Annotated in this window: 15 protein-coding genes; 8 read left to right on the top strand and 7 right to left on the bottom strand. The window is 53.5% G+C overall.

Features of this window, described 5'->3' with window-relative positions:
* Window position 1 precedes the first annotated feature (1 nt).
* Window positions 2-988 (bottom strand): NAD(P)H-dependent glycerol-3-phosphate dehydrogenase, encoded by a 987-nt coding sequence (locus PMI41_RS04285; protein ID WP_008122158.1) that lies wholly within the window; start codon window positions 986-988, stop codon window positions 2-4.
* Window positions 985-2,064, bottom strand: a complete 1,080-nt coding sequence (tsaD, locus tag PMI41_RS04280; RefSeq protein WP_008122156.1) for a tRNA (adenosine(37)-N6)-threonylcarbamoyltransferase complex transferase subunit TsaD — start codon at window positions 2,062-2,064, stop codon at window positions 985-987. The genes PMI41_RS04285 and tsaD overlap by 4 nt, the downstream gene beginning before the upstream one ends.
* Before the next feature lie 87 nt (window positions 2,065-2,151).
* On the opposite strand from tsaD, the gene hemC reads away from it, so the two are divergent.
* From hemC to PMI41_RS04250, 6 genes are all read left to right on the top strand, one after another.
* Window positions 2,152-3,081, top strand: coding sequence for a hydroxymethylbilane synthase (gene hemC / locus PMI41_RS04275; protein WP_008122155.1), 930 nt, complete (start codon window positions 2,152-2,154; stop codon window positions 3,079-3,081).
* A 2-nt stretch (window positions 3,082-3,083) separates the two neighbouring features.
* On the top strand, window positions 3,084-3,791 hold the full coding sequence (locus tag PMI41_RS04270; RefSeq protein WP_008122153.1) for a uroporphyrinogen-III synthase: 708 nt from the start codon (window positions 3,084-3,086) through the stop codon (window positions 3,789-3,791).
* 106 nt (window positions 3,792-3,897) lie between these two features.
* Window positions 3,898-5,193 carry a mitofilin family membrane protein gene (locus PMI41_RS04265; RefSeq protein ID WP_008122151.1) on the top strand — a complete coding sequence of 432 codons (1,296 nt, stop codon included), beginning with the start codon at window positions 3,898-3,900 and terminating at the stop codon, window positions 5,191-5,193.
* Window positions 5,194-5,200: 7 nt separating this feature from the next.
* Window positions 5,201-6,883 (top strand): heme biosynthesis protein HemY, encoded by a 1,683-nt coding sequence (locus tag PMI41_RS04260; RefSeq protein WP_008122149.1) that lies wholly within the window; start codon window positions 5,201-5,203, stop codon window positions 6,881-6,883.
* A gap of 109 nt (window positions 6,884-6,992) precedes the next feature.
* Window positions 6,993-7,469: a TerB family tellurite resistance protein gene (locus tag PMI41_RS04255; RefSeq protein ID WP_008122148.1), complete on the top strand. Its 477-nt coding sequence runs from the start codon at window positions 6,993-6,995 to the stop codon at window positions 7,467-7,469.
* 12 nt (window positions 7,470-7,481) lie between these two features.
* Window positions 7,482-8,216: a glutamine amidotransferase gene (locus PMI41_RS04250; RefSeq protein ID WP_008122147.1), complete on the top strand. Its 735-nt coding sequence runs from the start codon at window positions 7,482-7,484 to the stop codon at window positions 8,214-8,216.
* Here the strand turns inward: PMI41_RS04250 and PMI41_RS04245 are convergent.
* Window positions 8,213-9,448 carry an MFS transporter gene (locus PMI41_RS04245; RefSeq protein WP_193372090.1) on the bottom strand — a complete coding sequence of 412 codons (1,236 nt, stop codon included), beginning with the start codon at window positions 9,446-9,448 and terminating at the stop codon, window positions 8,213-8,215. The genes PMI41_RS04250 and PMI41_RS04245 overlap by 4 nt on opposite strands.
* A 142-nt stretch (window positions 9,449-9,590) precedes the next feature.
* Window positions 9,591-10,277, bottom strand: coding sequence for an aquaporin Z (gene aqpZ, locus PMI41_RS04240; protein WP_008122141.1), 687 nt, complete (start codon window positions 10,275-10,277; stop codon window positions 9,591-9,593).
* A 256-nt stretch (window positions 10,278-10,533) separates the two neighbouring features.
* On the opposite strand from aqpZ, the gene PMI41_RS04235 reads away from it, so the two are divergent.
* Complete coding sequence (locus tag PMI41_RS04235) at window positions 10,534-10,824, top strand: YggT family protein (protein ID WP_008122139.1); 291 nt, start codon at window positions 10,534-10,536, stop codon at window positions 10,822-10,824.
* 3 nt (window positions 10,825-10,827) lie between these two features.
* Entirely contained in the window at window positions 10,828-11,145 is a 318-nt protein-coding gene (locus PMI41_RS04230; RefSeq protein WP_008122138.1) for a DUF167 family protein, read from the top strand.
* A gap of 3 nt (window positions 11,146-11,148) precedes the next feature.
* Here PMI41_RS04230 and ppa read toward each other — a convergent pair whose 3' ends face one another.
* The 3 genes from ppa to typA form a co-directional block, all read right to left on the bottom strand.
* Window positions 11,149-11,691 carry an inorganic diphosphatase gene (ppa, locus tag PMI41_RS04225; RefSeq protein ID WP_008122136.1) on the bottom strand — a complete coding sequence of 181 codons (543 nt, stop codon included), beginning with the start codon at window positions 11,689-11,691 and terminating at the stop codon, window positions 11,149-11,151.
* A gap of 154 nt (window positions 11,692-11,845) precedes the next feature.
* Complete coding sequence (locus tag PMI41_RS04220; RefSeq protein WP_008122134.1) at window positions 11,846-12,352, bottom strand: GNAT family N-acetyltransferase; 507 nt, start codon at window positions 12,350-12,352, stop codon at window positions 11,846-11,848.
* A gap of 116 nt (window positions 12,353-12,468) precedes the next feature.
* Window positions 12,469-14,298 (bottom strand): translational GTPase TypA, encoded by a 1,830-nt coding sequence (typA, locus tag PMI41_RS04215; RefSeq protein WP_008122132.1) that lies wholly within the window; start codon window positions 14,296-14,298, stop codon window positions 12,469-12,471.
* Window positions 14,299-14,394: the final 96 nt, after the last annotated feature.

Here is a 14,394-nt window from a genome sequence, read left to right as displayed (position 1 = left end):
CCTAGTCTTCGTTCTTCAGCGGTCGGGAAAGCAATGCTTCCATGGCCTGATCAACAGTAATCTCATTATCCAGTATTCGTGAAACAGCCGAAATGATTGGCACATCTATATCATGACGCGCGGCCAGTTCTACTGCAATGGAGGCGGTGGCAACGCCTTCCGCCAGCGGACGCCCGGTCAGGTCTTCACCTTTGCCAAGTGCAAGGCCGTACGAATAATTGCGTGATTGTGGCGTGGAGCATGTCAACATCAAATCGCCAAGCCCGGAAAGTCCCATGATTGTCTCTGATCTGGCTCCCAGAGCGTGGCCTATGCGGCGCAATTCGACAAATCCGCGCGTAACCAGAGCAGCTTGTGCACTGGCTCCATAACCCCTGCCGATGGCAGCACCTGCTGCAATGGCAAGCACGTTTTTCAACGCTCCACCGATCTCGACACCGGTCGCATCGTCGGTGGAATAACAGCGGAATGTTGAGCCCGAAAGGACCAGAGCGATCTGGTCTGCCAACACCTGATTACGGGACGCGACGGTAACTGCTGTGGGCAGCCCGCGCGCAACATCTGTAGCAAAGCTTGGGCCCGATAATATGCCCAACTGATGATCAGGCAGAATATAGTGAGCGACTTCCGACATAAGCCGACCGGTGGATCGCTCGATACCTTTGGCGCAGATGATTAGTGGCGTTGATACGGGTATATGGTCCTTGAGCTCCTGCAGTGCCGATGACAGTGCTTGTGCAGGGATGACACATAGGATGAACTTGCCATGCATAAGGGCAGTCTTGGCGTCTGCGCTCGCCTTTAGAGAGGCGTGAAGGTCGATCCCAGGCAGATAGGCATCATTGCGATGTGTCTCATTTATCGACGAAACTGTTGCCGTATCTCTGGCGTACAGCACAACAGAGCTGCCATTTGATGCAGCCATGGTTCCCAGCGCTGTCCCGTAAGCACCACCGCCCATTATGGTGATCGGTGGTCTCTTGCTCATGCTTTCGCTCCACGGCGGCCTGCGCCGATAAGAGGCGCGGAATGCATGTCCAGGGGCCAACGGGATCGAGGTGCTATATCGAGAGAATCCGGAGGTGTGCTCCCTGCACGTTCAGCGCCAGCCCATGCGATCATGGCCGCATTATCGGTGCATAATACCATTGGCGGCGCAATGAAGTCGAAACCGTTCTTGTCACAAAGGCGCTGAAGTACACTTCGCAGAACCTTGTTTGCGGCAACTCCACCGGCCACGACCAATGCAGGATTGGCAACGGACGGGAATGTTTCGCGGAATCGTGCGAGAGAGCGAGCGACGCGGTCATCCAATGTGTCGGCCACAGCAGTTTGGAAAGCCGCGCAAATATCGTTCACATCCGTTTGGGACAGAGGTTCAAGGCTGGTCGCCAACTGCCGGACAGCAGTCTTGAGGCCTGAGAAAGAAAAGTCGAGGCGCTCTTCACCTTTCAGAGGGCGCGGCAGATTAAAACGTGTTGAATCACCCAGCATCGCCGCTTTTTCGACTTCCGGTCCACCCGGGTAAGGGAGGCCAAGCATTTTTGCGGTTTTATCGAAAGCTTCGCCGAGTGCATCGTCAATTGTTGTGCCCAGCCGCTCATAATCGCCGAGCCCTTTAACTAGCACCATCTGCGTATGTCCGCCGGAAACTAGCAGCAAAAGATAAGGAAACTCGATGCGATCAGTCAAGCGGGGCGTCAGTGCGTGACCTTCAAGATGATTGATCGCATAGAATGGCTTTTGGCTTGCCATGGCGATGGCTTTGCCGGTCATCAACCCGACGATCAAACCACCGACGAGACCGGGACCTGCTGTAGCAGCAATGGCATCCACTTCTTCAAGCGTCAAATGTGCTTCATGCAGTGCCTGACCGATCAAACGATCGAGAACTTCCACATGGGCGCGCGCAGCGATCTCTGGCACCACACCGCCATAGGGCGCATGTTCCTCGATCTGGCTGAGGACGACGTTCGAAAGAATGGTGCCATGACCATACTCATCGCGTTCGACAACAGCCGCCGCCGTCTCGTCACAGCTCGTTTCAATACCCAGAACCCGCATCGATATCCTTCGTCGCATTGCCCGTCGAATAAAACCCCGTTAGTAGAGGCCATGAATATGAAACTCGCGTAACACGGACTGCGGCCAATGCAAACAAAAACGCTCAAGATCGGTACACGTGGGAGTGCGCTTGCGCTTGTACAAGCCCGAGAGACACGGGATCGGCTGATCAAGGCGCACGGTTTGCGTGAAGAAGATATTGAAATTGTTGCAATCTCTACCAGTGGCGACCGGATACAGGACAAGTCATTGGCCGAAGTGGGAGGCAAAGGTCTTTTCACCTTGGAAATCGAGGAGCAGCTTGCCGATGGCCGTATTGATCTTGCAGTTCATTCGTCGAAGGACATGCCGACATTTTTACCGGAAGGTTTGCATTTGTCAGTCTTTCTGGAGCGCGAAGACCCGCGGGATGCATTTATTGGGCGTGAGGTAAAAACGCTCACCGATCTGCCTTTGGGGGCAGTTGTTGGTTCGGCTTCACTGCGCCGTCAGGCATTGATCAAGCGCGTTCGCCCGGACCTTGAGGTTGTCAATTTTCGCGGCAATGTGCAGACGCGTCTGCGTAAACTTGCTGAAGGTGATGTTGATGCAACATTTCTGGCTTTTGCCGGTTTGAAGCGCCTTGACCTTGGCCATGTCGTAACCGAGCTCATGGATGCCAAGGCATTTCCGCCAGCACCGGGGCAGGGTGCCATTACAGTGGAAAGCCGGATTGGTGATGATCGGATCGACAATCTTCTTGCTCCGATCAATCACCTGCCAACGTCTACGGCCCTTGCATGCGAGCGCGCGTTTCTTGCCACCCTTGATGGTTCTTGCCGCACTCCGCTGGCGGGTCTGGCAACAATCTCCGGCGAAATGTTACAGTTCCACGGCATGATCCTCTTGCCCGATGGCAGCGAGGTCCACGAAGTGACCGGGGAAGGATCTATAGCGGATGCTGCTGCGATCGGTAGGGACGCTGCATTGCGGGTGAGGGAAAAGGCTGGCGCTCACTTCTTTACAGACTGGCTCTGACCATGAAGACTGTTTTGGTTACACGGCCTGAGCCCGGCGCAACCAGAACGGCCAAACGGTTGTCCGCCCGGGGTTTCAACCCAATCATTTTGCCGCTGACCGAAATTCAGCCGTTGTACGTGAAAGCGCCGAGTGGAAAATTTGATGCCGTGGCAATTACCAGCGCCAATGCGTTGCGGCATGCCCCAAGGGAAATTCTGACACCACTTTACCACTTGCCGTGTTTTGTTGTCGGCGAAACAACAGCAGAAATTGCGCGGAGTACAGGTTTCAAAAAGGTCAATACAGGAAATGGTGATGGCATATCACTGGCAGGTAAAGTCAACAGTTCAACACCCGTAAAAACCCATTTGCTGTATCTCACCGGACGTGTGAGATCATCCAAATTCGAGGATATCGTTGGTCGGACTGGCCGCGCCGTTACATCGATTGCGGTCTATGACACGATTTTGAAGAGTTACGAAACCGATTATTTGGTTGCCCTGTTAAAGCGGTTTCTCGTTGATGCATGCCTATTATATTCAACAAAAGGCGCTGAAGCCCTGATGGGGGCAATAAGGCAAACTCAAATTCAATACCTATTTGAAAAAACAGAGTTTTTATGCCTTTCTGATGGTATCGCGGCGGTCGTTTCCGGACAGGGATTTGGCTACATTGCCACTGCGAGCTTACCGGATGAGACAGCATTACTCGAATTACTGAAGGCCTGACACCATCTGGTAATCAACAAGCCGGCTCGACGGGTGGTTTCATATGAGGAACTTCCTTGCTAGCTTTAGAGTTCAATCGAAGCATCTGTTCCAAAAGAGAGTTTCCATGGCCAAATCAACCGTTCCGCGTCATTCCAAAACGACCCGCAAATCGATGACGATCGAACTGGAGCCAACTTCGATAACAAAGAATGCAGAAGCGTCCAAAAATGTACCGGAACCCGAGCCGGTTGGTTTCGACCCTGCAACTAAAGCAGCCACCGCTCCGACAAGTATAAGCGCAGAACAAACTGTAGAGGCTGAGCCAACTCGCTCATCTCCGAATTTTGGCCGTGGTAATCCGGAATCAGATAAAAAACCTGCCGGTACAAGCATCCCCAGTGGCAGTGTGCGGGCAACTCCGCAAAAGGCGCACGACTCATTTGGACGTTTGGTCTCTGGCCTTGTTGGAGGCGTGGTTGTGCTTGTTGGCGCGGCGGCACTGCAATGGGCTGGTGTTTTGCCATCCCCAAAGGCGGATGTTTCCGCATTGGAGCAACAAATAGCGCAACTGCGGGAAGCTCCTGCAAAACCGCTCGATGAAGGCAGTCAGGCAGCACTGAACAACGCGACTACAACCGCCAAGCAAGCGTCTGATCAGGTAGCCGGATTTGCGGCGGCGTTGAGTTCTGTAAAACAGAGTATTGCAGATATCCAAAGCAATGCGTCAAATTCCGGCGCGTCCGTGGATACAAGTGCCATTGATGCGCGGATAGCCTCTCTGGAAGAACAGTTAAATGCCAGCAAGCAGCAGGTTGCCCAGGCAGATGGTGCTGCGGCAGGTGCGACGACGCGGCTTGATGCGCTCGAAGCCAAGGTGAATGATACGTCCGGTCAGGCCAATATGGCGCTTGCAATGGCAGCGACTGGCCTGAAGGCGGCGGTTGATCGAGGTGAGCCCTATAAGGCTGAACTGGATACTTACATTGCTGTTGCCCCCGCTGCGGGCGATCTTGAAACATTGCGCTCGGCCGAAACAAAAGGTGTGCCTACTGTAAACACGTTGGCGAGTGAGTTCGGCGATGTCGCAGCGCGCATCATAGCCAGCACCCGCACTGTCGATCCCGACGCCGGGATTCTTGACAGGCTTTGGGCCAGCGCATCCGGTCTGGTCGAAGCACGTCCTGTCGGAATGGTTGAAGGCGAGGGTGCTGATGCCATTGCTGCCCGTATTGAGACCCATTTGAATGCAGGTGACCTGAGTGCCGCGATTGCGGAATGGGAAAAACTTCCAGACACTGCAAAAGCGGCCTCTGTCGACTTTGGCAACGCCATGAAGGCGCGTCAAAACGCCAGCGCAGTTGTCTCCAAGGCTCTTTCAGATGCTTTGAGCGGCATCAAGACACCAGCCGGTCAGGAGTAAGAAGATCATGACGCGTATTCTGTTCTTCTTTATCGTCGTCTTGCTGCTTGGTGTTGGCTTTGCCTGGCTTGCGGACCGTCCCGGTGATCTCGTCCTGACCTTCGCCGGCATGCAGTACAAAGTCAGCCTCATGGTGGCGGCATCAAGCATTGTAGCTATTGTCGCGGCTGTCATGCTGACCTGGTGGCTGGTGAAGAGTATCATCACATCGCCTTACGCCCTTCGCAGGCATTTTCGTGCGCGCAAGCGGGATCGTGGGTATCAATCGCTTTCCACTGGTCTGATTGCTGCCGGAGCGGGTGATGGGCAAACAGCACGCTTGATGATCAAGCAGGCAGAAAAGCTATTGAATGTTGATCAGGAGCCGCTGATCAAACTGCTTGATGCGCAAGCTGCGATGCTTGAGGGGCGCACTGACGACGCCCGTGCCAAATTTGAAGCCATGCTGGACGACCCTGAAACAAAGCTGCTCGGTCTGCGCGGTCTTTATCTCGAAGCCCAGAGATTGGGTGCTCGCGATGCATCCCGCCATTATGCCGAGGAAGCTGCTCTGCTGGCACCGAATGTAGAGTGGGCAGCTTCTGCGGCCCTTGGCCAGAAAACCACCCATGGCGATTGGGATGGCGCTTTGCTGCTATTGGACAAGCAGAAAGCGACCAAACAGATCGACAAGGAGAAAGCCAAGCGTGAGCGGGCTGTTATCCTTACAGCAAAAGCCATTGAAACCTATGAAAGCGATCCGGTAAATGCAAAACCGCTCGCTATTGAAGCCAATAAACTCGCTCCTGATCTGGTACCGGCAGCAATCGTAGCTGCAAAAGCACTGTTCGCTCAGGGAGATTTGCGCAAAGGATCAAAGATCCTTGAATATACCTGGAAGCGAGAGCCACATCCGGATGTGGCAGAAACCTACATTCACGCAAGAGTTGGTGATTCACCCGTTGACCGTTTGAAGCGCGCACGTCATCTGGCCGGGCTCTATCCACATCACGCCGAGTCCAGTCTGGCTATAGGCCATGCTGCACTCAGCGCTGGAGAGTTGAAAGAAGCGCGCGAAGCCGCAGAGGCTGTGTTACGCAGCACGCCGCGTGAAAGCGCCTATCTGCTGTTGGCAGATATCGAAGAAGCACAGACAGGCGATCAAGGACGTGTCCGTCAATGGTTGTCACGGGCTGTCAAAGCGCCGCGCGATCCCGCTTGGACAGCCGATGGCTATGTATCGGAACGCTGGGCACCGGCCTCGCCTGTTACAGGTAAACTTGACGCTTTTACATGGAAGGTTCCGGTTGAACAAATTGGCCCTGTAATCGATGCGGGTGATGATTTTGACAGCGCACTGGCAACAGCGCAGTCAAAACAGACGCCGGAGACAATCGAAGCGAAGCCAGTTTTACCTCCGCGCAAACAGGAGACAAAGCCGCAACCTGAACAAACCATTGATGACACGGATGTCGTGGATGCAGAGATTGTGCCGTTTGAACCGCTGGCACCAAAACCTGCAAAAGTGGCGGAGGACAAGCCTGCAGCCGAGAAAGATATTTCTCAAATGAGAGCGTCAGTTCTGCCTCCTCTTACGGAGAAGGTGCAAGAAGACAGCAGCGAGCCATTTTTCGGGCCTGTTCCGGATGACCCCGGGGTAAAGCCTGAATATAAGTCGCCGCAGATCAACAAGAAGTTCAAGCTGTTCTAGTGCCGGCAAACGATCAGGGATGCTTTGCGGCAAGATGCACAGTAGCGAGGAATATCGACTCGGGCTATCAGTGGATATGATAACCCTTGAAGCTGGAAGACTTCGATAAATGCTTGATCGTCTTGTTACTTTTTTCAAAACGCTGCCATCTGGCGAAGGTGGTTCAGAGCATTTTTCAAAGTCCGATCCGCGGCTTGCAGCTGCTGCCCTGCTTTTCCACGTGATGGACGCTGATGGCTCCAGTGGCAAAGAGGAGCGCAAACGTATTTCGCAACTCATATCCGATGCCTATGGTTTGAAAGGCGAGGCGTTAAAGCGGCTTTTGAACGAAGGTGAGCAGGCGGATCAGGAAGCCGTCGATCTCTATAGCTTCACCAGCATTATCAAGCGCAATCTTGACGAAGAAGCCCGTATCAGGTTCATTGAACTCATGTGGGAAGTGGTTTTTGCCGACGGTGTCGCTCATGAGCTTGAGGACAATGTTGTCTGGCGGGTGGCCGAACTGATCGGCGTATCCACACGTGACCGGGTCACGATGAAGCAGAGGGCCGCCGTTCGAGCTGAACGAGAAGTGCCCGAAGAATAGGACCAAAAACGTATGTTCCAGACAGAATGGATGGACGGGAACAAGATAGAACGCCCGAAAATCCTTGCAGTTCTCCATCAGGAAAGGTCAAGCACCGGCCGCGTTGGACAATTGCTCCTTGAGGCGGGATTTTCACTGGATATACGCCGTCCGCCGCTTGGCGATGTATTGCCGGAGACGCTCGAAGATCACGCGGGTGCTGTCATCTTTGGCGGACCAATGAGTGCCAATGATCCTGAAGAATTCATAGGCCGTGAAACGGATTGGCTTTCAGTCCCGCTGGCCGAAGACAAGCCATTCCTCGGCATTTGCCTTGGCGCACAAATGCTGTCCAGTCATCTGGGTGGAAAGGTCTCACCGCATCCCGATGGGTTGGTCGAAATAGGCTGGTACCCTCTGGAGCCAACCGACGCCGGCAAGGCGCTTATGGACTGGCCGTCAATGGTCTATCACTTTCATCGTGAAGGCTTTGACCTGCCGGAATCAGCGACCTTGCTGGCGACGGGCAATACTTATGCCAATCAGGCTTTTCGCTATGGCAAGAATGCTTGGGGCGTACAGTTTCATGCAGAATTGACGCGAGCCATGATGCAGCGTTGGGTGGTCCGTGGATCGGAACGGTTCTCCCTAAGCGGTGCCCAGCAAGGCCGAGATCATCTGGAAGGCCGGATGATCCACGACGCCATTCTCAAAGCATGGCTGCAGCGCTTTCTCGGAATAGTGTTCGGCGCTCCCGTTACTGCCTAGGTTCTTCCCTGCAGGTTGCGTGCCTTGCGTAGCTGCGGGAACCACCACGCCCATAACCCTGCGACGGCAACTGTTCCAAGACCGCCAAACACGACCGCAGGAACGGTTCCGATCATTGAAGCCATGATGCCAGCGCGGAATTCACCCAATTCATTCGAGGCACCGACGAATACCATGTTCACCGCATTGACGCGGCCACGCACATTGTCTGGTGTCCAGAGCTGAAGCAGTGTCTCACGAATATAGACGCTTACCATGTCAGCTGCGCCCATCAGTGCGAGGACAACAATTGAAAGCCAGGCGAGGTTCGATACGCCGAACATGATGGTAAGTAGGCCGAACAACGCAACAAAGGCGAACATGATGAGGCCGGCATGGTCGCGGATGGGGTGGCCGGTTAGCCAGACAGCGGTCAGGATAGCTCCTACACCGGGTGCCGCACGCAGCATGCCAAGTCCCCATGGCCCAAGCTCCAGAATGTCGCGTGCATAGACAGGCAAAAGTGCTACGGCACCGCCCAATAGTACGGCAAAAAGATCAAGCGATATCGCTCCTAGAACGACTTTTTCTTTCCAGATGTAGTGGAAGCCCGCAAGTAACGTCTGCAGGGATTTCTTTTCATTCAACGTATGTTGAGTGGGTTTTGGGATGGAGAAAATGGCTATTGCTGCAATGAGGAGCATAAGGCATGCAACGCCGTAAGCTGCTACCGGAGAGATGCCGTAGAGCAAGCCGCCTGCAACAGGCCCTACCAGAGTAGCAATTTGCCAGGCGGAAGAGTTCCACGACACTGCATTTGAAAAAATCTCTGCCGGAACAAGATTGACTACCAGTGATGATGATGCCGGGCCGAGAAATGCCCGCCCTATACCAAATCCTGCCAGCACGATGAATACATGCACAGGGCTGAAACTATGTGTAACGGTCAGGATCAGCAGCATTGCTGCGCAAATCAGCTCCACGCCGATTGATAATCCCATGATAAGCCTGCGGCCAAAACGATCCGACGCTGCGCCAGTGACCAGGACGAGCAGAAGTGCCGGAGCAAACTGCACAAGGCCTACAATGCCCAGATAAAATGGATCACGTGTCTGATCGTAAATCTGCCAGCCGACTGAAACGCTGATAATCTGGATGGCGAACGAGCCAAAAAACCGTGAAAGCCAGTAAAGTGTGAAAGAGGAATGGCGAAAGGCGGCATAGCGATCATGCGCCGCGTCCGTTTCGGGAATAGTCATTTCGGTGGAAAGCTCCGGAAGATGGAGATTTCTTCTAGAACAGTTTCCCGCAGAAGTAGAGCGAAAAGCGGCACTTTATATTACAGCTTGAAAACCAAGGGGAGCGAGCCGGCATTCCGGCTCGCTCCAAAGTCGATTAGTCTTTGCCGAGCAAAGCCTTCCAGATGATTGCGCCAATAGCAGCACCGACGAGAGGTGCGACCCAGAACAACCAAAGCTGGCCAAGAGCGGCGGTTTCAGCAAACAGCGCCACGCCAGTGGAGCGAGCCGGATTGACTGAGGTGTTGCTGACGGGGATTGATACCAGATGGATCAGCGTCAGACCGAGACCAATCGGAATTGGCGCAAAACCAGCCGGTACAGAGGCCGAGGTTGCTCCAAGAATGATAATCAGGAAGAAAGCGGTGAGGACGACTTCGGCGACGAGTACTGCTGTCAAACCATAACCACCCGGGGAAAGCGTATCGTAGCCGTTTGATGCAAAGCCTCCAGCAGCAAAGCCGGCCTTGCCTGATGCAACAAGATAAAGCACAGCCGCCGCAGCAATGGCCCCGACAACCTGTGCGATCCAGTATGGGATCAGTTCCTTGAAGTCAAAGCGTCCCGCAACTGCCAGACCGAGCGATACTGCTGGATTGAAATGCCCGCCGGATATGCCACCAACCGCATAGGCCATTGTGAGAACAGTCAGGCCAAAAGCCAACGCAACACCAAGATAACCAATGCCAACATCGGGAAGTCCGGCAGCAAGGACAGCACTGCCACAGCCACCGAGCACAAGCCAGAATGTGCCGAAGAATTCAGCTGATAGTTTGTTTAACATGATAAACCCCCTAGATGAAAAACGGGCCGGGATAGCCCGAATCACAAGGCTTATATTTATTCCTGTTTTGAGGGTTCAACAATATGTAGTGGTTTCTTACGGCGTACTACCATAGTCTAGTATTTTCGAGACAGTATACGACGTGGGAATACTACGAGCGACCTTCGCAATGAAGGTAAGTAGTGTGCCCGGCTGTTGGCCCCTTGCCCGTGAGCCAGCCAATCGCTACATAATCGGAGACTTTCAGGAGAAACAGATGCTCGCTATCATCCGCACCATAGATCTTGCCCTTGATATTTATACCTGGATACTCATTGCCAGTGCGATCTTTTCATGGCTCTACGCCTTCAACGTGATCAACTCGAGCAACAGGTTCGTGGCTTCCATCGGCGAGTTTCTTTATAAGGTGACTGAGCCAGCCCTGCGGCCTATCAGACGTTTTCTCCCTGATCTTGGGGGCATCGATATTTCGCCGATCATCCTGCTGCTCATTATCTTCTTCGTTCGTCAGCTGTTGTGGACAACAATCGCGCCAATTCTTCTCTAGGAAGTGGTTGGTTCTTATTTTCGCACCGATGATCACGGACTTACTCTCTTTGTGCGTTTGACGCCAAAGTCTGCAAAAGATGCGATTGAAGGTGTGGAAGCGGTGGATGATAGCCACCAGCGTGTAAAAGCACGCGTGCGTGCGGTTCCTGAGGATGGGAAGGCAATTGCGGCGCTTGTAAAGCTGCTCGGTCGATGGCTGGATGTGCCGCCACGGAGTATCACAATTGTTGCTGGAGCAACGTCGCGGCTTAAACAGATCAAGGTCCAGGGTGATCCGGACACTCTGATCGCCAGACTATCCGGATTACTGAAATTATAAGGGTTATGCAGCGCCAACTTTGGCGTTATGGCGCTCAATGGCTTCCGTGATCAACTGGCGCGCAGCATCTTCATCGCCCCAATCGCCGATCTTCACCCATTTGCCGGGCTCCAGATCCTTGTAGTGCTCAAAGAAATGCTGAATCTGCTTTAACGTGATCTCCGGCAGGTCCGTGTAATTGTGAACCTTCTCGTAACGCAACGTCAGGTGCGGTGAAGGCACGGCGATGATCTTTTCGTCCTGGCCCTTATTGTCTTCCATGACTAGAACGCCAATAGGACGAACGTTGATAACACTCGTAGGCATCAATGCGCGGGTGTTGCAGATCAGGACGTCGATAGGGTCGCCATCATCCGACAATGTGTGCGGCACGAAACCGTAGTTGCCCGGATAAGTCATTGGCGTGTGCAGAAAGCGATCGACGAAAAGGGCGCCGGAATCCTTATCCAGCTCATATTTAATTGGTTGACCGCCGACCGGGACTTCGATGATCACGTTAACGTCTTCAGGAGGATTGTTGCCGACAGGAATGGCATCGATGCGCATATTCTAAGAGTCCTTGTTGGTTTGGGAGTGCTGTACTGATTTTTGGCCCTTTGCGCAACAACGCGTCGCCTTTTAGGCCGATATCCGACCTATTCTTGCGACGATTAGGCGCAAAATCAGCTTATGTCGGGGTTGATTGGTGAGGAGTGGATTGTCAATTCCAGACGAAAGCACGCTTCTTGAGCATCTTGCCATCAAAGCTCTCGACGCCTTCGGCAACGTCACGGCCACCAGCACCATGATAGAAGGAGACAGCGAGATCATTCTCTTCGAGTACCCAGATGACCATGCCCTTCAGTCCTTGGTCGCCAAGACTGCGTCTTGCAGCACCAAGCAGGCGGGAGCCCAGCCCGCAGCCCTGATATTCAGGACGGATATAAAGTTCGTAAACTTCACCTTTTTCCGGCAACTGGCGTGCGCGGTTTGGTCCTAATGTAGCGTAGCCGGCCACGATGCCACCTATATCGGCCACCAGTATCTGCGTAGAGCGTTTGATTGCTCGTGTCCACCAGTCAGCGCCCCTGCGCTCCAGCATTGTGTTGAGTGCACGATGGGGAATTATGCCGGAATAAGCACCACGCCATGCCTCCAGATGAATGGCTGAAATTGCCACTGCATCGGCCAAACCGGCTTTTCTGATCTCGGTTACGTACGTGCTCATGGCAAGAGCATAAACCTGAGACACGCGATTTCGCAACGGGACGGCAGCGTTTTTTGTACAAAAAAGAAAAGCGGCGAAAATCGCCGCTTTTCGAAAGTATCAGGTTGAGGTGGGGCCTATGCTGCGCCTACAGCCTTGTTGCTCTTCTCAAAACGCTTACGCTCATTCGAGTCGAGGTAAAGCTTGCGCAGACGAATGGACTTTGGCGTAACTTCCATGAGTTCGTCGTCCTGAATCCACGAAAGCGCGCGCTCGAGTGTCATACGGATTGGTGGTGTAAGCTTCACTGCTTCATCTTTGCCTGCGGCGCGGATGTTGGTGAGCTTCTTGCCCTTGAGAATGTTCACTTCAAGATCATTGTCGCGTGAGTGAATGCCGATGATCATGCCTGCATAGACCTTGACGCCGGCTTCAATGATCATCTGACCGCGTTCTTCAAGGTTCCACATCGCAAATGCTACGGATTCACCCTGATCGTTGGAAATCAGAACGCCGTTGTTACGACCTGCAATTTCACCACGGAATGGCTCATAGGCGCGGAACAGACGGTTCATGATTGCAGTACCGCGTGTATCCGTCAAAAGCTCTGACTGATAACCGATAAGGCCGCGTGTCGGTGCATAGAACACCATGCGGACACGATTACCGCCGGACGGACGAAGCTCGACCATTTCGGCCTTGCGCTCGGACATTTTCTGGACGACCGTGCCGGAATACTCTTCATCAACGTCGATCAGAACTTCTTCTATTGGCTCAAGCAGATTGCCTGCATCGTCCTTCTGCATCACAACGCGTGGGCGCGATACACCAAGTTCGAAGCCTTCACGGCGCATGTTTTCGATAAGAACAGCGAGCTGCAATTCGCCGCGACCGGACACGAAGAAAGAGTCCTTGTCGCCGGATTCTTCAACCTTGAGCGCGACATTGCCTTCAGCTTCTTTCATCAGGCGGTCACGAATGACGCGGCTGGTAACCTTGTCACCTTCAGTACCTGCAAGCGGACTGTCATTGACAATGAAGGACATTGTAACTGTTGGCGGATCAATAGGCTGCGCATGCAGTGGCTCGGTCACGTCGAGGGCGCAGAACGTGTCGGCAACAGTGCCTTTTTGCAGACCAGCGATGGCAACGATATCGCCTGCATGGGCTTCGTCGATCGACTGGCGCTCAAGACCACGGAACGTAAGGATCTTCGAGATACGGCCAGTTTCAATCTGTGTGCCGTCGCCATGCAGAACCTTGACGGGCTGGTTAGCTTTCACGGTGCCTGAATGAATACGGCCAGTGATGATACGTCCGAGGAATGGGTCAGCTTCAAGGATCGTTCCGATCATCTTGAATGCGCCTTCGCCAACGGTTGGCGCAGGCACATGATCAAGAACCATGTCGAACAAAGCGGCCAAGCCTTGGTCCTGAGGACCCTCCGGGTTCTTTGCCATCCAGCCATTACGACCTGAACCGTAAAGGATCGGAAAATCGAGCTGTTCGTCGGTAGCGTCGAGAGCGGCAAATAGGTCAAAGACCTCGTTCACTACTTCTTCGTGACGCGCGTCAGGACGATCAATCTTGTTGATTGCAACGATTGGACGAAGACCGACTTTCAAAGCCTTGCCAACGACGAACTTTGTCTGCGGCATCGGGCCTTCAGCCGCGTCAACCAGAACGATTGCGCCGTCAACCATCGAAAGGATACGCTCAACTTCACCGCCGAAATCGGCGTGGCCTGGTGTATCGACGATGTTGATGCGGGCATCCTTCCAGACAACAGAAGTGGCTTTGGCGAGAATGGTAATCCCGCGTTCCTTTTCGATGTCGTTGGAATCCATCATTCTTTCGGCAACGCGCTGATTATCGCGGAAATTGCCGGACTGTTTCAATAGTTCGTCAACAAGCGTGGTTTTGCCATGGTCAACGTGTGCGATGATCGCGATGTTGCGCAGTTTCATAAGGTTCTCTTTGGAGGATTGTGGACGCAAAATTGCATGCGACGCTTTACATTTGCGCGCTCCATACATGTTTTTTCGCAATTGCGAAAGGGGGCG

The organism is Phyllobacterium sp. YR531 (genome assembly GCF_000282595.1).
GTDB lineage: Bacteria > Pseudomonadota > Alphaproteobacteria > Rhizobiales > Rhizobiaceae > Phyllobacterium.
Note: the sequence above shows the minus strand (reverse complement) of the source record. Positions and strands in the feature narration are given on the sequence as shown.